This window comes from Burkholderia sp. S171, from assembly GCF_009766085.1.
Classification (GTDB): domain Bacteria; phylum Pseudomonadota; class Gammaproteobacteria; order Burkholderiales; family Burkholderiaceae; genus Caballeronia.
Genome location: NZ_LMUF01000047.1, coordinates 370030 through 392877, shown reverse-complemented (window position 1 = coordinate 392877; position 22848 = coordinate 370030). Strand labels below are relative to the sequence as shown.

Sequence of the window (22848 nt, the reverse complement as noted above, 5' to 3'; positions counted from 1 at the left end):
GGACAGCGAAGCGCGACGCACTTCGCCGGATGCCGCTTGATGCTGGCCAGCGTGGCTAGTGCGCCGCCAGCGCCTTCGCATCCAGCTCGGCGACCAGCGCCTGCACCCAATCGTCGGGGATGATCGGCTGGTGATACGTGCATTCACCCGATACCACTGTCGACCCATGCAGGCGGCCGTCGGGAATCAGGACCATGTCGCCTTCATGCATCTTGAGCTGCATGCCGACGTTGCCCCAGAACAGCATGTCGCCTTCCTGGATCGTGACAAGGCGATGGTCGTTATGGACATGCGTCGTTGAACACATTTCATGCGGCTCGATAAACGTCTCGCGGTCAATATCAGGGCACTCGGCGTCAATCCGCTTGCTGATGCGGCGCGCGAAATCGCAGTATTGGGGGATCGCACCGAGCCATTGCAGTTGCTCGCCAAGATCCCAACGGGCGCGTTCCGCCAGACGTTCACCCGCTGCCGCACCCGACACGCACTGCTCGAACGCGACATGACCAAAGCGGTCTGCCACGGTTTGCAGCGCGGTTGCGAAACGCGCGATCAATGCGGACTTGCGCGCCTCGGCTTCGCCAGGTCGCCGGCCTGCGGGTTGCAGCCATGCGCACGCACGCTCGAGTGCAAGACCGAAAGCCAGCCACTCGGCTTCGGCCGCGAACACCGCGCCAGTCAGTGCAAATGCGCGATCCGGACGCCGTGCGAGTGCATAGAGCAGATTGGTTTTCGCCATGCTCGTCGGCAGATAGAACTGCCAGTACGCGTGCTGCTGGCGCGTCACGCCGCACGTAGCGGCTACGCGTTGCAGCAAGGCGTCGTCGGGAAGATCACCTTCGAGTGTGGGCCAAGCGTCCTGCGGCAACGCGTCGAAGTAACCGTTCGCTGCCGCACGTGCCGCCGCGCGCCGCTTTGACGGCGCGAGCGCCCAGCGCTGGACCATGATGAAACGCAAGCCCTCTTCCAGATAGTCGTTGCGCATCAGGCGCGCAAACGTTGTATCCCAGAACGTGCTTTCATCGTCGATGATGCGTGCGAGCCGCGCACTCGCCGCCGCCACGCTTTCCCCTGCCGGCGACCCGTTGCCCAAGTAGGAGAACGCATACGCTTCGAGGAACGGAGCCAGTTGTGCACCCAGCGTCCTGACGTCGTCACGATAGAACTCGGTGAAGCGCTGCCAGTCCGCGGCTTCGCCGCTGCGCGGCATGCGCGCGGCCTCCAATTCGTAGATCGACAGCAGCGTGCGGTTCGACGCCAGCGACGGAAGCCGGCTGACATTGTCGGCACGCACTGGCTTCATGAACTTGAGGAATTCGAAATCTTCCGGGCGCAACGGCCGGCGATGATAGTCGTCGTCGAGCAGCAATTCATCGACGGTAGCACTGCGAAACGGATGCGCGGCCGCGAACTGCCTGAGCAGCGCCACAAACGCTTCGCTTTGTCCGGCAAAGGGTTCGAAGTCGAACAGCGCAGGATAAGAAAACGTCATGAATGAAAGCTCCTTGGACCGGCCGCGCCGGCGGAATCAGTGGATGCAGTGCGGGACACTGCGCTTGGACGAATGGCTCCAGTGGAAACGGCGCGCAAGTGTGCGACGCCGGCGTGGGGAAGCGAATTCGCGGGGGCTTTGGGCGTTGAGGTAGGCGTCGATGTTGCCGCTAGCGACGTCACAATCGCCTCAATCAACTCGGCGCGCGCGGTATCGATGAAAAAATGGCCACCGTCGAACATACGTTGAGTGAACCATCCCGACGTCTCATGCGTCCACGCCGAGAAGTTTTCCAATCGTTCGGATAACGTATCGTCTCGGCCGCCAAGCGCCAGCAATGGACAAACGAGCGGCGCACGCGCTGCGTTGCCGGTACGAACGTATGTCGCGCACAGATGGAAATCGGCGCGAAGCACGGGCAGCGCAAGATCGAGGAATCCGCGATCGCCGAGCAGTTCTGCGGGCGTTGCGCCGAGACGCCGCAGTTCATCGATCATCGCTTCGTCGGTGCAATCAAGCCATGTCGCGTCAAGCGTCCGACAGGCCGGCGCCGCGCACGCCGCCGCGCCGAACCACACGGGCATGAGGCCATGGGTGGCGCGCAACCAGTGCGCCAGTTCGAGACCGGCCAGCGCGCCCATGCTGTAGCCGAAGATCGCGAAAGGTCCTTCAATCGCCCGCAAGGCTTCGCGCCCTAATGCGTCCGCTACGTCCGGCCAGCGATGCAGCGCGGGCTGCGCACGTCTCGCACCGTGGCCGGGAAGGTCGAGGGCATGAATGCGTATCCACGATGGCAGCAATGCGCCCCATTCCCGATAAATCGCCGCGCTTGCTCCGGCGAACGGCAGACAGATCAGCGTGACGTTCATCCGCGACCTGTCTCAGGCCGCTTTGGCGCTGGCATCGGCTGCCATCGCCTGACGCAGGCTGAGCGGGCGCATGTCGGTCCACACTGCGTCGATATACGCGAGGCATTCGTCCTTCTTGCCGGTCTTGCCCACTGCAGTCCAGCCTGTCGGCAGCGCCTTATAGTCCGGCCAGATCGAATACTGCTCCTCGTGGTTCATGACCACGTTGTAGGTCGTGTTTTCGTCGCCCCAGCTCATCAAAAGCTCTCCTTAATACGAATGAGAATGACTATGATTAAAAGTTAAATCGTCTGATGCAAAGGGCGCTTTTCAACGTTGCGGCCATAGGATCGGAATCCAATTGCCAGCGCGCCCGAGTAACCGGCTAATTCGTCCAGGCCGGTGAAACGCAATGCCGGCGCGGCTTGTGCGCTCGTCACATCGATCCAGCAGCGATAAAACTCACGCACGCCCCCGCAAATCTCAAAATTGTGAACAGGACCGAAGCATAGGCATCTAGCGTGACAAAATCAAGTGATTGAGAATCATTTGCAATACGGCACGTTTTTCGCGATCATGGATGCCTTGAGAAAGCCCGGACCTTCCTATGGAAACAATGAACCCCGGCGTCAGTTCGGACGCCCTGAACGTGCTGATGACACGCCAGTCGCACTGGCCGCTCGCCGAACCCGCGCCCGACGATTCCCAGCTTCAGCAGATTTTCGATGCCGCCCTGCGCGCCCCCGATCACGGCGCGTTACGGCCGTGGCGCTTTGTGCTGATTCGCGGCGACGCGCGGCTGAAGCTCGGCGAATTGCTGGTCGATCTCGCCTGCGTACGAGCTCCCGGAGAACCGCGTTCGGCGCATGAGCACCGTGGCCGCCGCGCGCTCGCGGCACCCGTAGTGATAGCGCTTGTGGTGTCGCTGACACGCGAGACGAAGGTGCCTGAAGTCGAGCAGTTGCTGTCGGTTGGAGCGGCAGCCATGAACATGCTGAACGCTATTCATGCGCTCGGTTTTGGTGGTTTCTGGGCGACCGGACCGGATAGTTACGAGCCGCAGATGCATCGCGCGCTTGGGCTGACCGAGCGTGATCGGTTGCTTGGATTTTTGTTTGTCGGCACGCCGCCCGACGGCGCGCGCGCGGTGGAGCGTCCCTCCAGCGACCGCTATGTGACCGAGTGGCTTGAAGTCTGCGCCTGAGCGGTGGCAGACAGAATCAGCGCGAACGTGACGGCGATATCAACGCCGTTTTCGTTCGTGCTCCTATCCCTCAGCGGCTTGAGAGGAACGGCCGGCTGGCCCGACATGGGTTACATCCGGCCAGCTTCAGGCCGCGCCGCCACATGCCCTCTCGCTCTGAAACGGTACTTACCATGCCCACGGGTTTATTGACTGAGCGCTCTTTGACGCAGACATCAACGCAAACATCGCGGCGGGATTTTATCGATGACCTCGACGCACTTATCCCGCCGCCCGTCTACGAAACGCAGCCGCAATTCCTGCCGCTGCGCATGAACGAAACGCTTTCGCTGCGTCCATGCACGCCGGCAACCGGCGAGATCTTCGTGTTCAGGTTTCGCAGCCAATGGCAACGCGTGAGTGCGCACGATTCGGCGCAGTGGCTGACTCAGGATGAAACCCGACGGGCCGCCTTGTTGCCCAGCCCTGCGCTACGGTACCGGTATATATCGAGTCGCGCGGTGTTGCGGCTAGCCGTGGCCCGCATACTCGGATGCCAGCCCGATGCGGTCGATCTGCGTGATGACGCCAAGGGTCGAATGGTCGCGCAAGACGCCACGGGCGAGACCGTTTTATGCGCCGATATCGCCTATGCCGGTGTCTGGATCATGCTGGGCATCAGCGCCAGTTATCTAGGTTTGGGAACGTCACTGCCAAGCCTGGCATCTAGCCAGGTTTTACCGTCATCGGATAGTTTGCTTTTTAGCAATCAGCGCGCACGCGACAACAGCGTGCTTAGTGCCGCAGGACATCGCTCGGCTATCGATCATTCGAATCTCGCGCTAAGTGAATCCGTTGCGGCTTTGGCTAGCGTTTCCAAGGGTGAGCCTTGGTATGTCTTTGAACTGCCTATGCCCGGACAACTCTGCGCGTCAGTATGCAGTTCAAAGCCGCTAAGCACTATTCTCGCTTTTGGATGGAGCAAGCGTAACGATGCTTGATTTTCGCTCGCGCCGGTGGACGGGTTTTGAGTGGTCGGGGTTTTGGGGTTAGCGGTCGGGGTTGATGCCGGGGTGGTGCTTTCGATGTTAGTGGTCTGCGAGCGTCGGATTTTCTCTTTATCACTGTTAGCCACTGTGCGTGGCGGCACGTCATTTCTTGGTCCTTAGCGACAAAGAAACGAAGCAAAGAAAACGCTTTAACCGCTCTACCCTAAGTGTCCACAGCGTGCAGTTCCTATTCATAGGTGCCCCAAAAGCACGGTGCTCGCCAGAGCGGAGGATGTGTGAAACCCTCTTTCTCCGAACTCAGGTTCTGACACGCTTCGCCACCAGTGATTGAACCTGCCCACGGTTCACCCCGCGCTATCCGCGTGAACCTTCCACCGAATTTGTACGCACGTCGAATCACGTCGCTAACCCTCCGATAGACAAAGTCATTAAGGCGGGTAAAGCACAATCATGCATTTCAAGCCCTACCAACCACGTCAGCGCGTGGCACGACCCGTGCCGGGAACGAATTGTGCGCCTTGATTCTTGCACCTGAAAGGTCTTGTATGGTTTGTCGGCTGTCCGTGCGATACGCGGCTCAGCGTATTTCAATCGCGCCAGGCAGACTGATCCGATTGCCACCATCGGCAATTGAAGTGAATGAGCACAATTAAAGCGTTCGTCGGCTTGCAGGTGCACGAAGTAAAGCATCACTCCATCACTCGACGTACGTTAAGCACGTTGATAACGCAAACTCTCTAAAGGAAAAACGTCATGGACAAGAATCGGGTTGAAGGCGCAGCCAAGCAAGTGACCGGCTCCGTCAAGGAAGCGATCGGCAAGGTCACCGGCAACAAGACAACGCAAGCTGAAGGTGCCACGGAACGAGTGGCAGGCAAGGTCCAGTCGAAGGTCGGTCAAGCAGCCGACGCCGTGCGTGACATATTCAAGAAGTAACTCAAAAGTTCACGAGCTGAAAACCGACCGGCTCCGGTCGGTTTTTTTGTTTGCGGTTTGGATGTCGAACTTCGTCGCAAGGAAGCGATTCCGGTTTTGAGCTCTGACGGTCGTCACAAAGGATTGATACAACTGACCGTCCAAGTCTCTAAGCACCGCTCGCGGCCCCGTCCACCATGTGCCTTGAGGCCAACCGCCCGGCAATGCCCATCGCGTCATAGATCAGCACGGCGAGCAAGCCGACAATCACGCCACCTTGCAGGATAAACGCCGTATTCGAGGTCTGCAGGCCGGCAATGATGACATCGCCCAGCCCCTTCGCCGCCACGGTCGAACCGATGGTCGCGGTACCCAGGTTGATCACCACCGAAAGGCGCAGGCCCGCAAGAATCACCGGTAGTGCGAGCGGCAGTTCGACAGTGAACAACTGCCGCGTCGCGCTCATCCCCATGCCTCGCGCCGCATCGATAGTCGCTGACGGTATCTCCTTCAGACCCGTGATGGTGCTCTCAAAGATCGGCAGGAGACCGTAGAGAATCAACGCAACCAGCGTCGGCTTCACACCAAACCCGACCACGGGCACCGCAAGCGCCAACACGACCACCGGCGGAAACGTCTGCCCGATATTCACCACGCTGCGCGCGAGCGGCAAAAATTCTGCACCCACTTCACGCGTGACGAAAATCCCGGCAAACAACGCAATGACCGCGCCCACCAGACTGGCGCCGGCCACGATCGCAAGATGCGCAAGCGTGAGGTCCAGCAGGCTCGCCCGGTCATAGAGCGCCGGAGCGCCGTTTTCGGCCAGCGGTGCAAGAATCGGCTGGAACACCTGCGGCCTGAACAGCAGCAGAAGCAGGACGGCCAGCGCAAACGTACGCGCTATCCAGGCAACGAGTTTCATGTGGACCTTTCGGCTCGCGCCAGTATCGATGCAAGCGAAATACGGCTCTGCACCGCACCGTCCGCCGATGCAACCGGCAAGCTCTGCGCACCACGCCAAAGCAACTCGGACAGGGCATCGCGAAGGCTCTGCGTGCCGGCAATGGGGCTGCCTTCAGCGGCGCCAGTTTCAGCAATTTCGCTAACAGGAATCAGCGACAACAGCCGGAACGGCCGGTCAACGCCTGCCACCAACCGCTCGACAAAACCCGGCGCGGGCCGCCGCAATATCTCGGCGGGCGTAGCCGCCTGAAGCACACGGCCACCGTCCATCACCACAATACGGTCGCCCAGATGCAACGCCTCTTCCATGTCGTGCGTAACGATCACGACCGTGATCCCCAGACGCCGCTGAAGCGCGAGCAAGTCTTCCTGCGCCTTGGCACGAATGAGGGGATCGAGTGCACCGAACGGCTCGTCCATCAGCAAGATCGCAGGCTCCGCCGCCAGCGCGCGCGCCACACCCACGCGCTGCTGCTGGCCCCCGGAAAGCTGATGAGGATACTTGTCGAGGTACGCATCGGCGTCGAGATTGAAGAGCTTCAGCAACTCGCGCACACGCTGGTCGATCCTGGCCGTGCTCCATCCAAGCAAGCGCGGAACCGTCGCGATATTGCGAGCCACCGTCCAATGCGGAAACAAGCCATTTCCCTGGATCACATAACCAATCCCGCGCCGCAATGCCTCGGCCGGCACGGTTGCAGTGTCGTTTCCGTCGATACGGATCGTGCCGCTCGTGGGCGCGATCAAGCGGTTGATCATGCGCAGGAGCGTGGACTTGCCACTGCCCGACGTGCCGACAAACGCAGTGATGGTGCCGCGTTCGATGGTGAGCGAGACGTCGTCGACAGCGACAATATCGCCGAAACGCCGGCTGATTCTTTCGATTTCGATCATACGTGGCGTCCTTTATTGGCGTCTCTTAACGAGTTCTGTCACGGCGTTGAACACGATTGCCGCGGTGAGACCGAGCGCGATGGTTGGCACGGCGCCGAGCAGCACGAGATCCGTCGCCGCTTGCCCGAGGCCCTGGAATACGAAGGTACCGAAGCCGCCCCCGCCGATCAGCGCGGCCACCGTCGCCAGCCCGATGTTCTGGACCAGCACGATCCGCACGCCCGTCAGGATCACTGGCAACGCAAGCGGCAGTTCAATCGCAAAGAGCCGCTGGCGCGGGGTCATGCCCATCGCCACAGCAGCTTCAACGCTCTTGCGCGGAAGCTGTGTAAAACCCACCACAACGCTTGCCGCGACCGGCAGCAGCGAATAGAGGAACAATGCAATTCCCGCGGGCGCGACGCCGATACCGCGAATGCCAAGCGCATCGAGCAGCGGGAATCGGGCGGCGAGAAGCCCTAGCGGAACCATCATCAAACCGTACATCGCGATACTCGGGATGGTCTGGACAATGTTCAGCACCGGCAACGTGACAGCACGCAGCGCCGACCACTTTGCACACGCTATACCCAGCGGCACACCGATCAGCACTGCCGCCGCAACCGACCCCGTAACCAGTTCGACATGGCGAGCCGCTTCGAGCCAGAAGGTATCGGCGTGATTCGCGTATTCGTGCATGACCGACAGCCCGCTCCACAGTCCGCTGCTCAGAATGGCGGCAACAGCGGCCGCAGCCAGTGCCAGCGCAAGGAGATGCTGCACCGGTCCAAACGATAGCTTGGCGATAGCGTCGGTGATCAGCACCGAGAACGCGAAGAACAAGATCCAGAAACCACCGGCGGGCGACACTCGCGCCAACGGGTTCTCTTCTGTGACGAGATGCGCTGGCGCAAGCCCGAGCAGCACGCAGAGCGTCAGGAGCAGCACAACGCCGACCACGAACCGAAGCGTCGGGCGACTGCGCAGCAAGGCGAACAGCGCTCCTGCGGCGAGCGCTGCAAGGAACGCCCACGCCTGCCCGGCTGCGAAGATGTCGGTGAACCCGAGACCCTTGCCCGACACGATCCGGTTCGCCCGAAACGTCACGAACGGTTCGAACACCAGCGCGAGCAACGCAAGCGCTGCGATCAACGAACCGACTTTGTCGATACGCAAAGCGCCTGCACCCTGCTGCTTACCGGCCGCGGCCGGTGTCTCGTGAGGGCGTGCGTCGCCCCCTGTCCCGGCAATCATTTAACGAAGCCCTTCGATTTCAGATAGCTCGCCGCTACCGTTGCGGCCGGCTCGCCGTTGACCTGAATGCGGCTGTTCAACGTCTGCAACGTTTTCAGATCGAGGCTGGCAAATACCGGCTTGAGGTAACCGGCAATTTCCGGGTGTGCTTTCAGCACGCTTTCGCGAATCAGCGGCGTGGGCGCGTAGACGGGTTGCACGCTCTTGTTGTCCTCCAGGACTACCAGCCCCGCGGCCGCTATGCCGCCGTCCGTGCCGTAGACCATGGCTGCGTTGACCTTATCGGTTTGCTCGGCGGCCGCCTTGATCGTCGCCGATGTATCGCCGCCCGAGAGCACGAGAAGTTGCTCAGGTTTCAACTTGAACGCGTAGATCTTTTCGAACGACGGCAGCGCGGCTGCGGTATTGACGAACTCGGCCGATGCCGCGAGCTTGACCTGACCGCCCGCTGAGACCCACTTGCCGAAGTCTTCGAAGGTCTTGATCTTGTTGGCCTTCGCGACGCTTCCCAGCAGGCCGACGGCCCAGGTGTTGTTAGCCGGCGATGGCGTCAGCCAGACGATCTTGTTGGCGGCGTAATCGAGCTTGGCGGCTTCCTCATAGCCCTTGGCCGCATTTTTCCAGAGCGGGTCATCGGCCTTGTTGAAGAAGAACGCAGCGTTGCCGGTGTATTCCGGATAGATGTCGATTTCGCCAGTCGTGATGGCCTTGCGCACGATCGGCGTGGTCCCGAGGCCGATCTTGTCGGAGACAGCAATGCCATGCGACTTCAACACCTGCGCAATGATGTTCCCAAGCAGGTTGCCCTCAGTGTCGATCTTCGATGCCACGGTGACCGAGTCCGCCGCATAAGCAGTGGACGCCGTGGACAGGGTCAGAAAGAGCGCGGCGGCGCCCCATGCCTTGATTGATTTTGCGATTCCCATGGGGAGGTGACCTCGGTTGGTTTTAAAGGAAGGTAGTGCTTGGCCGCTTGCGCGCCGGGTCGACATTATCGACCAAGTAGCAGTGAATCGGCTGCAATAGCTGAGGAGAGTAACGGCACAGGAAACCATCACAAACCAAGAAATCCCGATTTGCAAATAGGTAGCAAGGGAAATGCGATGGAAATGCGTTTTCGGCACAAAACGTAGGCGGCGTAAAGAACCTTGGAACGAAAAACATTCCACTTTTATTTGGTTAGCGGATTGCTTGCCGCCTCCGATAATTCGCGGCCACCTTGCCCGTTTCCATTTAATTTCCGAAAACAAAAGGGATCATCCAATGAACAAGAAACTTGCTAGCGCGTTCTTTTTGCTGGCCGTGAGTTCAGCGGCGCACGCGCAGAGCGCGGTCACGTTATACGGAATCGTGGAGGACGGTGTCGATATTGTGAGCAATGTGCAGGGGAACCATCTGGTCCAGCTTGCATCCGGTGTGACCGCGGGCAGCCGCTGGGGCGTGCGCGGCACCGAGGATCTGGGTGGCGGTCTTTCAACCCTCTTCCGCCTTGAAAGCGGCTTCGATCTGAACTCGGGACGCCTTGGCAGTGGGCTGGAATTTTCGCGCAACGCCTACGTGGGTCTTCAGAGTACGCAGTTGGGTACGGTCACACTGGGCCGTCAGTGGGACTCTGTGGTGGACTTCGTCGAACCCTATACGCTGAACGGCAACATCGGTGGCTATTACTTCGCTCATCCGAATGACATGGACAACACCGACAACGGTTTCCCCATCTCGAACGCGATCAAATATCGCAGCCCCACTTTCGCCGGGTTCACCTTTGGCGGACTGTATTCGTTAGGCGGTATCGCGGGGCAGTTCTCGAATAACTCCACGTTTAGCGCAGGCGCGACCTATGCAGCGGGGCCGATCAGCGCAGGCGTGGGATATTTGCGCATCAACGATCCAGGTGTCTCGACGCAGGGCTACCAGAACTATCCGGGCTTCACGAACGCGGTCTATGGCGACTTCCTGGCCGCCGCCCGTGCGCAGAAGGTCCTGGGCGTGGGGGCTTCATATCAAGTGCTGGCGTCGCTGCGCGTGCTGGCCGATTTCACCAATACGATCTTCCAGCAAGGCAGCGCAGGGCACGATGCAACGTTCCAGAACTACGAGTTGTCGAGCCTTTATAACCCGACACCCGCAGTGACGATCGGTGCGGGTTACACCTACACCACCGGCCGTGATCATGCGACCGGCGCGCAGCCCAAATACAACCAGTTCAACCTGACGGCCGAATATGCGTTGTCGAAGCGGACATCGGTATATGTGCTGGGCGTGTTCCAGAAAGCTGCCGGCGACGCGCAAGTCGCCCAGATCGCAGGCTTCAATCCTTCAAGCAATCAGAAGCAGGCAGTAGGGCGCGTGGGGATTTGTAGCGTGTTCTAAGCAGAGGGACTGACATGAGGCCGTGGAGGCCGTGGAGGCCGTTAAGATGGCCTCCAGCGTTACCCTTGGCAGATCCGGCACTTGCACCGACACCTTTTCAAACCTGCGACAACACCCACTCACGAAAATGCTTCAAGGCCGGCCGGGTTTTAATCCGCTCCGGAAATTGCAGCGGTCGCGCATGAATAATTAATTGCCTTGCTAACTACTTTGTGATCTAATGTATTCATGTTCGATCACTGTCTTTACTTTAACTCTGCTGCCCTCGCCCGTCTCGTGGAGCGGGAATGGACAGTTGCGTACGCAGAATTCGGGCTGACACCGCCACAGGGGTTCGTGTTTCGGGTCGTACTGGCTACGCCCGGTTGCCTTAGCAGTCAGGTAGCCGAGATCCTGGGCATAGCGCGACCCACCGCAACCAGGCTTATCGACAGTCTCTGCGAAAAGCAATTGGTCGAGCGCCGTCAAGCGAAGGAAGATGGCCGTGAGTGGACAGTGCATGCAACGCCCGCCGGTCAGGCGCTCGATCGGCCCATCAACAATGCCAGCGCAAAAATTGCACGGACCTTGCGCGCGAAGATCGGCCCGGAATTATTCGAGTCGGCCGTCACGTCCATGCACGGTGTGAGGAAGGCGTTGGTGTAAGTCCGGTACGTTTTTTTAAAATCTAATAGTTGTCTTGCTAATCATAATGGAGGCAAGCAAATGGATAACGAATTGAGCCGAATGGCCGTGGTTGAAAAGCGCATTGGGTGGCGAGGGTCCCCGTTACGCACCGCCAGCGCCGCCAGTGCAATCCTTGGATTGGCAGCGCTGCTGGTCGCACTTGCCTGCTCCGTTTCAAGCAGTCATGCAAACAATGTTCGATGCCTTCAGGCGTTCGCAAACGATGAACACCGTAGTCTCGACGCGTTTTTCCAGGATCCGGCGCTGCAGGATCCGCTCGTGCAAGCAATCGATCAATGTTCGCGTTGAACGTCGATCGATCATCCTCTTTGGCGTGAAAGCGGTGGCGGCAGTGCCGGCGTCAAGCGTCTTTCAGATGCTTTGCATATAGTCGCGGTCTTCAGCGGGCAGCGACGAAAGCCAGTCTTGTTCAGATCCCGGTTCCGGTAGAACATGGCCGTATTCGATCATCTGTGCCGGGGGCAGTTCCGATAGGTAGGCCCAGACGAATCGCTTGGCCACGTCGGTGGTTTTCGAAATCGCGTCGACAATGCCCTCAAGCAACTCACGCTTGCGCTCTGCGCTGCGACCGGCGCGAATATGTCCGTGCACAAAGATCTGCTCCGAGCTAAGCGGACGTCCACCCACAAAGTGGTTGCCTTGCGGCACTTCGTTGAACATCACCTGGGCAAAGAAGGACTGCGCGCCGGTAGCCTGGTTGTGAATTCGGGTAATCTCCTCGGCGATGCGTTGCTTGGCATCGGCGGACAGGCGGCCCGTCGCAGCAGAAACAATATAGGTAGGCATATAGCCACTCCTTGAGCAATAAAACCACGCGTTCGCTATTGCGGCTTGTCTATTGCATGTACAAAAATTGTGCAGAGGATAAGCTGCGATTACGCACAGTTGCAGCTACAACTAACTGAACGAATAAAAACTAGCTATTTAGTTGTAGCTACATCTTATTGCTTGCCGTACCGGCCAGATACACGTGTTTACCCGGCAGTCGATGCGACGCCCGCCCCGCCCGCTTCTCGATATCGGGCGAAGGCATCAGTTCGTCTTCAGTGGGGTCTTACATGCCGCTCAGATTTTTCAGAGCGGGGCTTGCTCGGGCGCGCAATCCCATACCGCATCGTCGATGCGTCTATGCCCACGGAAAGATACCGATTCAGGCAGTTACCAGGAACTCGTTACGGTTCTTGTCGACGATCCAGTGAGGAGCTCGACCGCGGCCGGACCAGGTCGCACCGCTCACCGCGTCACGATATTTGGGTGCGCCTGTTGTAGCGACTGCTGCGGGCGTCGCCTTGACTTGATTGTTGTGCCCCATGAGCTCGGCGAGCGAGATCTTATATTCGCCCATCTTTGCGACTATTTCAGCGAGGACGATTTCGGCCTGCCGCTGTCGAGCGACGTTCAATTGATCTTGAAGTGCTTCGCGTTGCGCGAGCAGTTCTTTAAGGGTGGGCATTTCCGTTTGCATTATAAAAAGTCGTTCTTTGAAGTTGTATGGGTGTTCGATAACGTATTGATCAACAAAAGTCAGCGCAGAGGGAATCGCGTTTTAATAACGGGTTCACCGCTGCGTCTCAGCCGGTCGGGTCACTTGGCGAACAGGTCAAGCCTGCTACACCGATGGTTGCCGGACTAGAGGCATTCCGGCCTGCGAGCTTCGTCGGACTCTTCAGTAGCGGTCACGCTGTGAACCGCGGCCTGCCGTATCAGCCGGCGACTATAGAGGTGCTGCCTGCACGCAGGGGCGGTTTCCCCTCGGGCCTCTTCGCTGAAACAGCAGCAAGTGTACGCGCATCACGCCGGATCGCATCGAAAACATCCGCGTTGCAAGGCGATAAGATAAAAATACCACGGCCAAATCAACTGATCCAGCCATTGATATTAACGATATCTTACACGTGGCGTCCGACTCTAATTGGATGAAACAATTCAATCGCGGCCATTCAATCTGGTTAAAAAACGTGGATTCGCGAGCGAGGGGCTTTCGGTTTGCCGAGTGCAATGTATTGCCGGAGCGGTACGCATGTAGCAACTTTCCGAGCCCATTTCACGATGCTGATCCACCTCGATGGTCGTTACGCCGGAAGCTTATTGAAAGTATGCGGTGGCGGACGTAAATCCAAAGATCGACCGGATCACACATTCGCCAATCGCTCGATAACCAGATCAAGCAGCGCCCGCAGTCTTCCAAGCCGGCGCAGGTCGCGATGATAGCCGAACCAAACGTCACGGCCGGGCGGCGTCTCTCCCAGATCAATGCGATGAATGCCGGTCGTATTGTCGCCGAGCGCGCAGGGGAGGACCGCGAGTCCTCCGCCCTCCGCACACATCCTGGCCTGTGCGCCGCGGTTGTTACTGCCAAATGCCACATGCGCTTTCGGCAGAGCGCGCCTTACCCACTCGACGTCGGGCAGCGCTCCAAATGCGCTGTCCATGGTGAAAAGGTTATACCCCTCGCCGTCGCCGGCCTGCGGTGGAACCATGTCGACAGGGCCGTATAACGCGTAGTCCATGTGCATGAACTTCCGCTGAATCACATCGGCCTCGTCAAACTGCGTGATGCGAAACAGCAGGTCCGCGTCGCGCCTTGCCAGATTGAACCGGCGGGAATCGGTCACCAGCTCGATGCTCACACGCGGATTGGCTTTCAGGAATTCAGCGAAGAGCGGCGTCAGGACATGAATGCCAAACCAGTCCGACGATGACACCCGCAGCACGCCAGTAAGATGCTGCTCCTTGCCGGCCAAAGAGCGCTCGAACGCGAGTGCATCCTCCTCCATACGCTCCGCGTGCATCAGAACGGCAGCTCCCTCATCTGTCAGAACAAAACCGTCGGTAGTGCGTTGAAACAGGGTTTGGCCGACCGCTGATTCAAGCGCTCGAAGCCGCCGGCCCATTGTCGGTTGCGTCTGACCGGTCCGCTTTGCGGCCGCGCCAAGCGAACCCGTGCGGGCAATCGCCAGAAAAATCCGAACATCGCCCCAGTCCATTTCGCCTCATGCATAAACGTTTGGCCGACGTGCAATAACGTCGATTGTCGTAATTTCCCGCATGGACGAAGATGAATCAAGCAAATTCGCTCAGTCACCCGGAGAAACATCATGAACATGCAAGCGCTGGTTCTGAATCGTTATAACGGCCCGCTTGAACTGACCGAACTCTCTCGGCCAAGCGTGCAGCCCGGCCAGGTGCTGGTCCGTATCAAGGCGAGCGGCTTGAATCCGCTGGACACCAAGATTCGCGCCGGCAGCGCGGCACACGCGAAGCATCCGCTGCCGCTGGTGCTGGGTATCGATATGGCGGGGGTCGTCGAAGCGGTCGGGCAAGGCGTCGCTCAGTTCAAGGTGGGTGATGAGGTGTACGGAATGACTGGCGGTGTTGGCGGCATCCAGGGCTCACTCGCTCAGTTCGCAGCAGTGGACGCCCGGCTGATCGCGTTGAAGCCTTCCAACCTGTCGATGAAAGAAGCCGCAGCCCTACCGCTCAGCTTCATCACTTCTTATCAGGGCATCGTGGACAGGGCGCAGTTGAAAGCAGGGCAAACGGTGCTTGTACAAGGCGGAGCAGGCGGTGTCGGACACGTGTCCGTGCAACTCGCGCAAGCATTAGGCGCTCGCGTTTTTGCAACGGTGAGCAAGGGCGACGCCGAACTCATGGCGAGTTATGGCGCGACTGCTATCGACTATCGTGAATATTCGGTCGAGCAGTACGTTCAGGAACACGCGGGCGGCGAAGGTTTTGACCTCGTGGCCGACACGGTTGGCGGGGCAACGCTCGATGCATCGTTTTCGGCGGTCACGCAATTCGGGCATGTAGTGAGCGCGCTAGGCTGGGGCACCCACGCCCTCGCGCCGTTGTCATTCCGCGAAGCAACGTACTCGGGCGTATTCACGCTCGCACCGCTGCTCACCGGAAAATACCGTGAGCATCATGGAGAAATCCTGCAAGTAGCAACGCGGCTGGTCGAAGCAGGAAAGCTCCTGCCCAGAGTAGACCCACGCGGGTTCGATCTGGCTAGCGCCGACCTTGCTTATCAGGCGATTGCAGCGGGAACCACCAAGGGAAAAATAGTCGTCGACGTTCAATAAAAGCATTGCATCAGGATAGAGCGCTGAGGCGGAATAAAAACACGGGTTCTCCGGGCGGCCGTCATGCGGTCGGCCTAGACCCAACCTAAGCCGGGCCGCGCTCATCACAACCGCCGGAGTTGCCCTACCGCGATAACGCAACAGCCGGCCGCGCAAACCGCTTGGCGCCGGCTACGCACAGCACCACGGCCGTTGCGACAGCCACCATCGGCCAGCCGACAGGTTCATGCAACAACGTTGCGGCAAGCACGAGCCCGAAGAACGGTTGAAGTAATTGCAACTGCCCCACCGCCGCAATACCGCCCTGAGCCAGCCCGCGATACCAGAAAACAAAGCCAATCAACATGCTGAACAAGGACACGTAGGCAAGCCCCATCCATGCTGATCCGCCCACGTCGGCCCAGGTCGACGGCATGGTGATCAGTGCCAGCGGCGCCATGATAGGCAGCGACAACACCAGCGCCCACGAGATCACTTGCCAGCCGCCGAGCTTGCGCGAGAGCCTGCCGCCTTCCGCATAACCCAGCCCGCAGACGATGATGGCCGCGAACATCAGCAGATCTCCCACAGGCGACGCCCCCGTCCCTCGGGCAAGCGCAAAACCGGCTACAAGCAAGGCGCCGAAACCAGAAAACAGCCAGAACGCAGGGCGCGGACGCTCGCCTCCGCGCAACACGCCGAAGATCGCGGTCGACAGCGGCAGCAAGGCAACAAAGACAACGGAATGAGCCGCGGTGATGTGCTTGAGCGCAAGGGCGGTGAGCAGCGGAAAGCCGATGACGACGCCGAACGCCACCACCGCGAGCGAAATCAGGTCGCCTCGCTCGGGCCGCTTTTGCCGGAACACCAGCAAGAGCGCGAGTCCCAGCAAGCCAACGATTCCAGCACGCGCGACCGTGAGAAAGACCGGATCGAAGGCCGCGACCGCGACGCGTGTCGCGGGCAATGAGCCGCTGAAAATCAGCATCCCGAGGAAACCGTTCATCCATCCGCTTGCCGTCTTGTCCATCATGCTCCCCTATTTTCAGCTAGCAGTATCGGCCCATAAAGCATGGATTTTCCAGAGACAGTGCACTACAGTTAGGGAAAACTGTATGGGTTAAAAATCAGTACACATGGAAGACACTACCTTCTTTAGCACGGATGCCGGCACCCTGGTCGAACGCGTCATGCAGGCCATCCGGCAGCGAATTGCCGGACGTACCCTGGCGCCGGGCGCCAAGGTTCCCTCCATCCGGGGCTTCGCCGAAACCTTGCAGGTCTCGAAGTCCACCGTGGTGGAAGCCTATGATCGCCTCGCTGCCGAAGGGATCATCCAGTCGCGCCGCGGCTCGGGCTTTTACGTCGCCGGACACCTGCCGCCGCTGTCGCTCGCTGAGCTGGGCCCACGCCTGGACCGTGTTGTCGATCCGTTCTGGGTATCGCGGCAATCGCTGGAAGCCGGCGCGAATGCCCTGAAACCCGGTTGCGGCTGGCTACCTGCATCGTGGTTGCCCGAGGCGGGGTTACGCCGCGCATTGAGATCCGTCGCGCGCACCGACGCCGCCGTGCTGGCCGACTACGGCACGTCCCTCGGGCTCCCGGCGCTGCGGCAATTGCTCGCGCGCCGCATGGCGGATCGCGGCATCGAGGCGGCGCCTGATCAGATCATCCTCACCGAATCCGGCACGCAAGCCATTGACCTGTTATGCCGCCTTCTGCTCGAACCCGGCGATACGGTACTCGTCGATGACCCCTGCTATTTCAATTTTCTTGCCTTGCTGCGTGCTCATCGCGCCAAGATCGTCAGCGTTCCGTATACGCCTGCAGGTCCCGATATCGACCTGTTCGCGCAGGCGCTCGCTGAGCATCGGCCGCGCCTCTACATCACCAACTCGGCGCTTCACAATCCGACGGGCGCAACGCTCTCGCCGGTCGTCGCGCATCGGCTTCTTAAGCTCGCGGACCAGTCGGGCCTGACGATTATCGAAGACGATATCTTCGGCGACTTCGAGCACGAATCCGCTCCTCGCCTCGCAGCGTTCGACGGCCTGGAGCGAGTCGTCCATATCGGCAGCTTTTCCAAGAGCCTCTCGGCGTCGGTGCGCTGCGGTTTTATCGCGGTGCGGCGTGACTGGGTCGAACGATTGATCGACTTAAAGATTGCCACCTCATTCGGGGGCGGACGTCTTTCAGGCGAACTCATCCTCGCCGTGCTGAAAGACGGCACGTACAGAAAGCACATGGAGAGTTTGCGAGAGCGCTTGTCCCGCACGATGGGACAAACAAGCGCGCGGCTGGAAGCGCTGGGTATCGAATCATGGATCGAGCCGCGGGGCGGCATGTTCCTCTGGTGCGAGCTGCCCGACGGACTGGACGCAACGGACGTTGCCCGCCGGGCACTGGCCGAGAATGTCATCCTTGCGCCAGGCAATGCGTTCAGTGTCGCGCAGTCCGCCAGCCAGTTCCTGCGTTTTAACGTGGCTCAATCGACTGACCCACGCGTTTTTACGGTGCTTGAAGCAGCGATGCATGGGTGAGCGCTTTTAACGCATTAACGGCTTTAAACGGGCAGCGTGAACGGCAACGCGTCAAGCCTGCGCCATCTTCGCCAGCGCTTCGCTGTTCAACACACGCGTCAATTCGCCCGCAGGCAGTTCGCGCCCGAGCCGCGCCGCCTGTCCCGACCACAAGCTCGTGAAGTCGCCCTTCCCTGCCTGCTCGGCCTTGGCCTTAAGCGGCGCAAGTGCGGCGCCGGCAAGCGGAAAGGCGGGTGCCACAGCGGAGAGCGGACCGAGTTCACGGATCACCCGATTGATGATGCCGCGCGCCGGCCGGCCGGTGAAGATGTTCGTCAACACGGTGGAGTCATCTTGAGACTCGCGCAGCGCAATACGATGCACCTCCGGCACCTTCGCCTCCGGACAAAACAGATACGCGGTCCCCATCTGCACCGCCGACGCGCCCAATGCGAACGCAGCGACAATTCCCCGCGCGTCGGTTATGCCGCCCGCGGCGATCACGGGAACAGAAACGGCATCTGCTACTTGCGGCACCAGCGCGAACGTGCCGACCTGAGCAGCATAATCCTGCGTCAGGAAATTTCCACGATGCCCGCCTGCTTCAACGCCCATCGCGATCACGGCGTCGCACCCATGCGCTTCGAGCCAGCGTGCTTCCGCCACGGTGGTCGCCGACGCTATGATTTTTGCGCCGGTCGCCTGCACGCGATCGAACAGAACTTTATCTGGTAGTCCGAAATGAAAACTTACGACTTCAGGTTTGAATTCTTCCACGACGGCGCAGAAGTCGTTATCGAACGGGCGACGTCCTGCTGCCGGCGGCGTTACTTCTGGATCGAGTCCATACTCAACGTAGTACTCCGCGAGACGCGCGCGCCATGCCATGCTGCGCGCTGCATCGGCTTGCGGCGGAACATGACAGAAGAAATTGATGTTGATCGGGCCGCGCGTTTTCGACCGGATCAACGCGATCCCGTCACGCGCTTGCTCCACGCTGAGTAGCGCGCAAGGCAGCGATCCCAGGCCGCCTGCTTCGCATACGGCTATCGCCAATTCGGGTGTACCAGGGCCTGCCATGGGTCCCAGAACAATAGGTGCTTCAATACCAAACAAGTCGAGTATCCGACGATCGCGCCAGGTGCCCATGCTCTTTTCTCCTTGATGATGTTCGCGGTGCCCGAGTGACGTGGAATCCATTCGTTGCACTCGGCTTGGCCCTGCACAGCGGCCCGAATGCACTGCGGTTGAAGCGTACATCAATGCCCACATTGCCTTCGATAGAACCGCCCGGTTCCCGCTTAAAGACAGCCTTTAGCCCGCGCCGTCAGCAGCGCAAAGCTTAGCAAGCTTTCAAGAAGCGAGCGGCGCTTTGATGTGATAATTGCTATCACTTTCCCCGATATCGAGAGTCGACATGGATGCAGCCGATTTACGCATATTCGAGTCGGTCGCGCGAAACGGCAGCATGAATCGCGCAGCCCTGGAGCTTCATACTGTTCAGTCGAACGTCACGGCGCGGGTTCGCTTGCTCGAAGAGGAATTGGGCACGCCCCTCTTTCACCGGCACCATCGCGGCGTTGAACTGACGGCTGCTGGCCGCAGGCTATTGCCTTTCTCCAGACAGATGGCGCGGTTACTCGACGACGCACGCAGCGCCGTCAAGGATGATGGCGTCCCACGGGGACCACTGATCCTCGGTACGCTGGAAACGACCGCTGCACTGCGCATGCCCGACGTACTCGCCTCGTTTGCGCTAGCTTATCCGCAAGTGGATATGGTCCTGCGGACCGGGACCACGGCGAGCCTGATTGACGACGTCCTGCAATACCGGCTGGACGGCGCGTTTGTCGCGGGTCCGGTGCATCACGACGACCTATCCACCGAGGCCTTCTTTCGTGAGGAAATGGTACTCGTGACAGCACGTCATATTCGCTCCATTGCTGAGCTTGCGCAGTCGGGCGACGTGAAGACGATCGTATTCCGGATTGGATGTTCGTACAGGACACGGCTGGATATCGTGCTGGCGCGGCACAGCTTGCGAGTCAGCACGCCGCTGGAATTCGGCTCGCTGGACGCCATGCTCGGTTGCGTGGCGGCAGGCGTGGGCGTGACGCTCCTGCCGAAAGGCGTGGTCGCCACGGCGTGGCGCGAAGGTCGCGTGGCAGTGCACGATCTCGCACCCGAAGATGCTCGCGTCGACACAATGTTCGTGCGTCGCCGCGATGTATACGCGAGCACCGCGCTTAACGCCTTTCTTGAGATTGCGCGTCCGGTCGCAACCCCCACGCCCGCGCTCGTGCTTGCTTGAACGATGCGGGCGTGAGCGAACAGGCTAAGACATCAGGCGCGCCCGCTTACGTGCCCCGCTTAGACGTGATCGCGAAAGACTTCCTTCGCGGCAAACAAACCATTGAGTGCAGCCGGGAATCCCGCATACACAGCCATTTGCATGATGGTCTCGACTATCTCCTCGCGGCTGATACCCACATTAAGCCCCGCGGCAATATGGACCTTAAGTTGGGGCGTTGCATTGCCCAACGCGGTAAGTGCTGCAATGGTGGCGATCTCACGAGCACGGATATCCAGGCCCGGTCGCGAATAGATATCACCGAATGGAAATTCAAGCAGGTACTTCGCAAAGTCCGGCGCAATATCCGCAAGCGAGTCAATAACCTTCTCCCCCGCTTCCCCGTCGATCTCCGATAACACCCGCTTGCCCCGTTCTAGGCGGCTTTCCTGACCCGCTTGGCGTTCGATCGTGTCTTGCATTTTTCAGTCCTCAGTTGAGTATGGGCATAACCAGCTATCTTGTTGTCGAGGACGAGAAGGCATGCCTGAAGTTCTGCCACCCTGAGTCGGACCTGATCGCGATGTTCCGCTAGCAGCTCGCACCGGGCTTCCTCGGTCGCCGCGCCCTGCGCGCGAAGCCCGGCATACCGCAGCATTTCCTGAATCGGCATACCAGTCGTTTTGAGCCGGCCCAGAAACTCGATCCATGTGAGGATCGAAGCGTCATAGACACGTTGACCCGTACTGTCTCGCAGCGCGAACGGCAGCAATCCGATCCGTTCATAGTAGCGAATCGTATAGGCCGTGAGACCCGTCTGCTCGGCGATATCACCTATTTTCATGGCTGCGTTCTCGTTTCGACATAGAGCATGGTAGGGCTTAGAGTGCACTCTAAGTCAAGCACTTTTCGGCATTGTGCCGCTAACGCGGAATATGGGCCGCCGGCGTCGCGATAAGCGGGCGGACTTAGCGCCGGAAAATATCAAAAGCTCGCTTTATCCTCGCCTTCCGCTCGTCGCGAGGCACCGAAAGTTCACGTACCATACGTCCTGCGCGGTACTGGCTAGTCCCATTTCTGCAACGTCGCTTATTCGAATAATTTCTACAAAGACGCGGGCTATGGAAAACGTTCTGGTTTTATTCGTCGGCGTGGCAGCCGGCATGTTGAGCAGCATTATCTGCACGGGATCGTCCATGATGCTGATGCCGGTCCTCGTGATCCCGGCGCGATCATGGGGAATCTCGGCAAGACTGGCAACGGGCTTCCTGGGGCTTGAATTGCAGCAGGCTGCCCGCCGTGAAAGATCAATATGATCCTGATGGCTTGTTCTTCGTTCATCATGGCGTAGGGAGCGAACGCTGGAGCGCTGACGGTTACGAAACCTGGATAAGACCGATGCCGGTTGAACAGTTGCACGCGCACCGCTCGAAATGTCCCGCCTTCCCTTTTTAGAGTCACTTCAACGATGCCATCCAAGACCACTGAATCGTCATCCGATGAGGCATACGAGCCTGGGGCACCGCATCGCCGGCTGGCGCTGGATGAAAACCGGCATGTCATCACGCACGGCCTCAAGACCTACTTCTGGCAGGATATCTATCACATCGCACTGACGGTCGGATGGCCGCTATTTTTCGCGGTCGCGGCGCTGCTTTTCCTGTTGCTCAACTTCGGGTTCGCGTTGCTGTACCTGCTGGGACATCACGCGATTGCAAACCAGGCTCCCGCTGGTCTGCTAGGCGCGTTCTTCTTCAGCGTGGAGACGCTTGCAACGGTGGGTTATGGCGACATGCATCCGGATACCATCTACGGCCACAGCGTCGCCACATTGGAGATCTTCGTCGGCATGTCGGGCATTGCGTTGACGACCGGCATGATTTTCGCGCGATTTTCGCGACCCCATGCACGCATCCTCTTCGCGAAACGCGCCGTGGTCCGTCCTATCGACGGTCGGATGACGCTCATGGTCCGCGCCGCCAATGCGCGTCAAAACGTGATTGTGGAAGCGAAGGCCAAGATGCGGCTGATGCGTTCGGAGACCACGCCCGAAGGCTTCTATTTTCGCAAGGTGTTTGACCTTCCGCTGATCCGCGAACAGCATCCGATCTTCTTGCTCGGCTGGAGCCTGATGCATGTCATCGATGAAGAAAGCCCGCTCTTCGGCCAGACACTCGAGTCGCTCAAAGCAAGCAATGCCGAGTTGATGCTGATGGTGGAAGGCCTGGACGAAACCACGGCGCAGCCCATGCAAGCACGTTATGCGTGGCCGCCTGAATGTATTCTTTGGCAGCATCAGTACATCGACCTGATGTACGAGCGGGACGGCGAAACGCATCTCGACTACGGCAAGTTTCACGATGTCGCGCCGCTCTGA

General features: G+C 59.5%; 26 protein-coding genes. 12 read left to right on the top strand and 14 right to left on the bottom strand.

Annotated elements, in window-relative coordinates; all coding sequences use genetic code 11:
• Positions 1-55 precede the first annotated feature (55 nt).
• The 3 genes from GSQ93_RS27070 to GSQ93_RS27060 are packed head-to-tail and all read right to left on the bottom strand — an operon-like array spanning position 56 to position 2598.
• On the bottom strand, positions 56-1492 hold the full coding sequence (locus tag GSQ93_RS27070) for a peptide synthetase (protein WP_158938692.1): 1437 nt from the start codon (positions 1490-1492) through the stop codon (positions 56-58).
• Positions 1489-2361: a thioesterase II family protein gene (locus GSQ93_RS27065; RefSeq protein ID WP_158938691.1), complete on the bottom strand. Its 873-nt coding sequence runs from the start codon at positions 2359-2361 to the stop codon at positions 1489-1491. The genes GSQ93_RS27070 and GSQ93_RS27065 overlap by 4 nt, the downstream gene beginning before the upstream one ends.
• 12 nt (positions 2362-2373) lie before the next feature.
• Positions 2374-2598 (bottom strand): MbtH family NRPS accessory protein, encoded by a 225-nt coding sequence (locus GSQ93_RS27060; protein WP_158938690.1) that lies wholly within the window; start codon positions 2596-2598, stop codon positions 2374-2376.
• Between the two features lie 349 nt (positions 2599-2947).
• Here GSQ93_RS27060 and GSQ93_RS27055 point away from each other — a divergent pair, with 349 nt between their 5' ends.
• The 3 genes from GSQ93_RS27055 to GSQ93_RS27045 all read left to right on the top strand — a co-directional run bounded on the left by GSQ93_RS27055 (position 2948) and on the right by GSQ93_RS27045 (position 5469).
• A complete protein-coding gene (locus tag GSQ93_RS27055; protein ID WP_158938689.1) occupies positions 2948-3544 on the top strand; it encodes a nitroreductase in 597 nt (198 codons plus the stop codon).
• Between the two features lie 203 nt (positions 3545-3747).
• Positions 3748-4524 carry a hypothetical protein gene (locus tag GSQ93_RS27050; RefSeq protein ID WP_158938688.1) on the top strand — a complete coding sequence of 259 codons (777 nt, stop codon included), beginning with the start codon at positions 3748-3750 and terminating at the stop codon, positions 4522-4524.
• 762 nt (positions 4525-5286) lie between these two features.
• Complete coding sequence (locus tag GSQ93_RS27045; RefSeq protein WP_158938687.1) at positions 5287-5469, top strand: CsbD family protein; 183 nt, start codon at positions 5287-5289, stop codon at positions 5467-5469.
• A 148-nt stretch (positions 5470-5617) separates the two neighbouring features.
• On the opposite strand, the gene GSQ93_RS27040 is transcribed toward GSQ93_RS27045, so the two are convergent.
• The 4 genes from GSQ93_RS27040 to GSQ93_RS27025 are packed head-to-tail and all read right to left on the bottom strand — an operon-like array spanning position 5618 to position 9467.
• The gene (locus tag GSQ93_RS27040; RefSeq protein ID WP_158938686.1) at positions 5618-6373 is read right to left on the bottom strand and encodes an ABC transporter permease; all 756 of its coding nucleotides are present in this window, start codon (positions 6371-6373) and stop codon (positions 5618-5620) included.
• Positions 6370-7308 carry an ABC transporter ATP-binding protein gene (locus GSQ93_RS27035; protein ID WP_158938685.1) on the bottom strand — a complete coding sequence of 313 codons (939 nt, stop codon included), beginning with the start codon at positions 7306-7308 and terminating at the stop codon, positions 6370-6372. The genes GSQ93_RS27040 and GSQ93_RS27035 overlap by 4 nt, the downstream gene beginning before the upstream one ends.
• 12 nt (positions 7309-7320) lie before the next feature.
• Positions 7321-8541, bottom strand: a complete 1221-nt coding sequence (locus GSQ93_RS27030; RefSeq protein WP_158938684.1) for an ABC transporter permease — start codon at positions 8539-8541, stop codon at positions 7321-7323.
• Positions 8538-9467 carry an ABC transporter substrate-binding protein gene (locus GSQ93_RS27025; RefSeq protein WP_158938683.1) on the bottom strand — a complete coding sequence of 310 codons (930 nt, stop codon included), beginning with the start codon at positions 9465-9467 and terminating at the stop codon, positions 8538-8540. The genes GSQ93_RS27030 and GSQ93_RS27025 overlap by 4 nt, the downstream gene beginning before the upstream one ends.
• Before the next feature lie 337 nt (positions 9468-9804).
• On the opposite strand from GSQ93_RS27025, the gene GSQ93_RS27020 reads away from it, so the two are divergent.
• The 3 genes from GSQ93_RS27020 to GSQ93_RS27010 all read left to right on the top strand — a co-directional run bounded on the left by GSQ93_RS27020 (position 9805) and on the right by GSQ93_RS27010 (position 11886).
• Positions 9805-10911 carry a porin gene (locus tag GSQ93_RS27020; RefSeq protein WP_158938682.1) on the top strand — a complete coding sequence of 369 codons (1107 nt, stop codon included), beginning with the start codon at positions 9805-9807 and terminating at the stop codon, positions 10909-10911.
• 228 nt (positions 10912-11139) lie between these two features.
• Positions 11140-11556: a MarR family winged helix-turn-helix transcriptional regulator gene (locus GSQ93_RS27015; RefSeq protein ID WP_158938681.1), complete on the top strand. Its 417-nt coding sequence runs from the start codon at positions 11140-11142 to the stop codon at positions 11554-11556.
• 60 nt (positions 11557-11616) lie between these two features.
• Positions 11617-11886, top strand: coding sequence for a hypothetical protein (locus GSQ93_RS27010; protein ID WP_158938680.1), 270 nt, complete (start codon positions 11617-11619; stop codon positions 11884-11886).
• Positions 11887-11949: 63 nt separating this feature from the next.
• Here the strand turns inward: GSQ93_RS27010 and GSQ93_RS27005 are convergent, their stop codons facing one another.
• The 3 genes from GSQ93_RS27005 to GSQ93_RS26995 all read right to left on the bottom strand — a co-directional run bounded on the left by GSQ93_RS27005 (position 11950) and on the right by GSQ93_RS26995 (position 14585).
• Complete coding sequence (locus GSQ93_RS27005; RefSeq protein WP_158938679.1) at positions 11950-12384, bottom strand: tautomerase family protein; 435 nt, start codon at positions 12382-12384, stop codon at positions 11950-11952.
• Positions 12385-12748: 364 nt separating this feature from the next.
• Complete coding sequence (locus GSQ93_RS27000; RefSeq protein ID WP_254074071.1) at positions 12749-13063, bottom strand: H-NS family nucleoid-associated regulatory protein; 315 nt, start codon at positions 13061-13063, stop codon at positions 12749-12751.
• 667 nt (positions 13064-13730) lie between these two features.
• The gene (locus GSQ93_RS26995) at positions 13731-14585 is read right to left on the bottom strand and encodes a LysR family transcriptional regulator (RefSeq protein ID WP_158938678.1); all 855 of its coding nucleotides are present in this window, start codon (positions 14583-14585) and stop codon (positions 13731-13733) included.
• 111 nt (positions 14586-14696) lie between these two features.
• Here GSQ93_RS26995 and GSQ93_RS26990 point away from each other — a divergent pair, with 111 nt between their 5' ends.
• The gene (locus GSQ93_RS26990; protein WP_158938677.1) at positions 14697-15683 is read left to right on the top strand and encodes a zinc-dependent alcohol dehydrogenase family protein; all 987 of its coding nucleotides are present in this window, start codon (positions 14697-14699) and stop codon (positions 15681-15683) included.
• Positions 15684-15807: 124 nt separating this feature from the next.
• Here the strand turns inward: GSQ93_RS26990 and GSQ93_RS26985 are convergent, their stop codons facing one another.
• On the bottom strand, positions 15808-16692 hold the full coding sequence (locus GSQ93_RS26985; RefSeq protein ID WP_158938794.1) for a DMT family transporter: 885 nt from the start codon (positions 16690-16692) through the stop codon (positions 15808-15810).
• Between the two features lie 106 nt (positions 16693-16798).
• On the opposite strand from GSQ93_RS26985, the gene GSQ93_RS26980 reads away from it, so the two are divergent.
• Positions 16799-18202, top strand: a complete 1404-nt coding sequence (locus GSQ93_RS26980; RefSeq protein WP_158938676.1) for a PLP-dependent aminotransferase family protein — start codon at positions 16799-16801, stop codon at positions 18200-18202.
• Between the two features lie 51 nt (positions 18203-18253).
• Here GSQ93_RS26980 and GSQ93_RS26975 read toward each other — a convergent pair whose 3' ends face one another.
• The gene (locus tag GSQ93_RS26975) at positions 18254-19330 is read right to left on the bottom strand and encodes a nitronate monooxygenase family protein (RefSeq protein WP_158938675.1); all 1077 of its coding nucleotides are present in this window, start codon (positions 19328-19330) and stop codon (positions 18254-18256) included.
• A gap of 268 nt (positions 19331-19598) precedes the next feature.
• On the opposite strand from GSQ93_RS26975, the gene GSQ93_RS26970 reads away from it, so the two are divergent.
• The gene (locus GSQ93_RS26970; protein WP_158938674.1) at positions 19599-20492 is read left to right on the top strand and encodes a LysR family transcriptional regulator; all 894 of its coding nucleotides are present in this window, start codon (positions 19599-19601) and stop codon (positions 20490-20492) included.
• Between the two features lie 59 nt (positions 20493-20551).
• Here GSQ93_RS26970 and GSQ93_RS26965 read toward each other — a convergent pair whose 3' ends face one another.
• Together GSQ93_RS26965 and GSQ93_RS26960 are read right to left on the bottom strand one after the other, a co-directional pair.
• Positions 20552-20953 carry a carboxymuconolactone decarboxylase family protein gene (locus GSQ93_RS26965; RefSeq protein WP_158938673.1) on the bottom strand — a complete coding sequence of 134 codons (402 nt, stop codon included), beginning with the start codon at positions 20951-20953 and terminating at the stop codon, positions 20552-20554.
• Positions 20908-21315 (bottom strand): MerR family transcriptional regulator, encoded by a 408-nt coding sequence (locus GSQ93_RS26960; RefSeq protein WP_158938672.1) that lies wholly within the window; start codon positions 21313-21315, stop codon positions 20908-20910. Before GSQ93_RS26960 ends, GSQ93_RS26965 begins: the two co-directional genes overlap by 46 nt.
• Positions 21316-21592: 277 nt before the next feature.
• Here GSQ93_RS26960 and GSQ93_RS38325 point away from each other — a divergent pair, with 277 nt between their 5' ends.
• The 3 genes from GSQ93_RS38325 to GSQ93_RS26945 are packed head-to-tail and all read left to right on the top strand — an operon-like array spanning position 21593 to position 22848.
• Positions 21593-21787, top strand: coding sequence for a hypothetical protein (locus GSQ93_RS38325; protein ID WP_254074087.1), 195 nt, complete (start codon positions 21593-21595; stop codon positions 21785-21787).
• Positions 21747-21926 (top strand): BBE domain-containing protein, encoded by a 180-nt coding sequence (locus GSQ93_RS26950; protein ID WP_158938671.1) that lies wholly within the window; start codon positions 21747-21749, stop codon positions 21924-21926. The genes GSQ93_RS38325 and GSQ93_RS26950 overlap by 41 nt, the downstream gene beginning before the upstream one ends.
• 13 nt (positions 21927-21939) lie before the next feature.
• Positions 21940-22848 (top strand): ion channel, encoded by a 909-nt coding sequence (locus tag GSQ93_RS26945; RefSeq protein ID WP_158938670.1) that lies wholly within the window; start codon positions 21940-21942, stop codon positions 22846-22848.

What these genes read in the sequence shown, in the direction of transcription:
- GSQ93_RS27070 (WP_158938692.1), bottom strand. Translation starts at nt 1,492, where the DNA reads ATGACGTTTTCTTATCCTGCGCTGTTCGACTTCGAACCCTTTGCCGGA.
- GSQ93_RS27065 (WP_158938691.1), bottom strand. Translation starts at nt 2,361, where the DNA reads ATGAACGTCACGCTGATCTGTCTGCCGTTCGCCGGAGCAAGCGCGGCG.
- GSQ93_RS27060 (WP_158938690.1), bottom strand. Translation starts at nt 2,598, where the DNA reads ATGAGCTGGGGCGACGAAAACACGACCTACAACGTGGTCATGAACCAC.
- GSQ93_RS27055 (WP_158938689.1), top strand. Translation starts at nt 2,948, where the DNA reads ATGGAAACAATGAACCCCGGCGTCAGTTCGGACGCCCTGAACGTGCTG.
- GSQ93_RS27045 (WP_158938687.1), top strand. Translation starts at nt 5,287, where the DNA reads ATGGACAAGAATCGGGTTGAAGGCGCAGCCAAGCAAGTGACCGGCTCC.
- GSQ93_RS27040 (WP_158938686.1), bottom strand. Translation starts at nt 6,373, where the DNA reads ATGAAACTCGTTGCCTGGATAGCGCGTACGTTTGCGCTGGCCGTCCTG.
- GSQ93_RS27035 (WP_158938685.1), bottom strand. Translation starts at nt 7,308, where the DNA reads ATGATCGAAATCGAAAGAATCAGCCGGCGTTTCGGCGATATTGTCGCT.
- GSQ93_RS27030 (WP_158938684.1), bottom strand. Translation starts at nt 8,541, where the DNA reads ATGATTGCCGGGACAGGGGGCGACGCACGCCCTCACGAGACACCGGCC.
- GSQ93_RS27025 (WP_158938683.1), bottom strand. Translation starts at nt 9,467, where the DNA reads ATGGGAATCGCAAAATCAATCAAGGCATGGGGCGCCGCCGCGCTCTTT.
- GSQ93_RS27020 (WP_158938682.1), top strand. Translation starts at nt 9,805, where the DNA reads ATGAACAAGAAACTTGCTAGCGCGTTCTTTTTGCTGGCCGTGAGTTCA.
- GSQ93_RS27015 (WP_158938681.1), top strand. Translation starts at nt 11,140, where the DNA reads ATGTTCGATCACTGTCTTTACTTTAACTCTGCTGCCCTCGCCCGTCTC.
- GSQ93_RS27010 (WP_158938680.1), top strand. Translation starts at nt 11,617, where the DNA reads ATGGATAACGAATTGAGCCGAATGGCCGTGGTTGAAAAGCGCATTGGG.
- GSQ93_RS27005 (WP_158938679.1), bottom strand. Translation starts at nt 12,384, where the DNA reads ATGCCTACCTATATTGTTTCTGCTGCGACGGGCCGCCTGTCCGCCGAT.
- GSQ93_RS27000 (WP_254074071.1), bottom strand. Translation starts at nt 13,063, where the DNA reads ATGCAAACGGAAATGCCCACCCTTAAAGAACTGCTCGCGCAACGCGAA.
- GSQ93_RS26995 (WP_158938678.1), bottom strand. Translation starts at nt 14,585, where the DNA reads ATGGACTGGGGCGATGTTCGGATTTTTCTGGCGATTGCCCGCACGGGT.
- GSQ93_RS26990 (WP_158938677.1), top strand. Translation starts at nt 14,697, where the DNA reads ATGAACATGCAAGCGCTGGTTCTGAATCGTTATAACGGCCCGCTTGAA.
- GSQ93_RS26985 (WP_158938794.1), bottom strand. Translation starts at nt 16,692, where the DNA reads ATGGACAAGACGGCAAGCGGATGGATGAACGGTTTCCTCGGGATGCTG.
- GSQ93_RS26980 (WP_158938676.1), top strand. Translation starts at nt 16,799, where the DNA reads ATGGAAGACACTACCTTCTTTAGCACGGATGCCGGCACCCTGGTCGAA.
- GSQ93_RS26975 (WP_158938675.1), bottom strand. Translation starts at nt 19,330, where the DNA reads ATGGGCACCTGGCGCGATCGTCGGATACTCGACTTGTTTGGTATTGAA.
- GSQ93_RS26970 (WP_158938674.1), top strand. Translation starts at nt 19,599, where the DNA reads ATGGATGCAGCCGATTTACGCATATTCGAGTCGGTCGCGCGAAACGGC.
- GSQ93_RS26965 (WP_158938673.1), bottom strand. Translation starts at nt 20,953, where the DNA reads ATGCAAGACACGATCGAACGCCAAGCGGGTCAGGAAAGCCGCCTAGAA.
- GSQ93_RS26960 (WP_158938672.1), bottom strand. Translation starts at nt 21,315, where the DNA reads ATGAAAATAGGTGATATCGCCGAGCAGACGGGTCTCACGGCCTATACG.
- GSQ93_RS38325 (WP_254074087.1), top strand. Translation starts at nt 21,593, where the DNA reads ATGGAAAACGTTCTGGTTTTATTCGTCGGCGTGGCAGCCGGCATGTTG.
- GSQ93_RS26945 (WP_158938670.1), top strand. Translation starts at nt 21,940, where the DNA reads ATGCCATCCAAGACCACTGAATCGTCATCCGATGAGGCATACGAGCCT.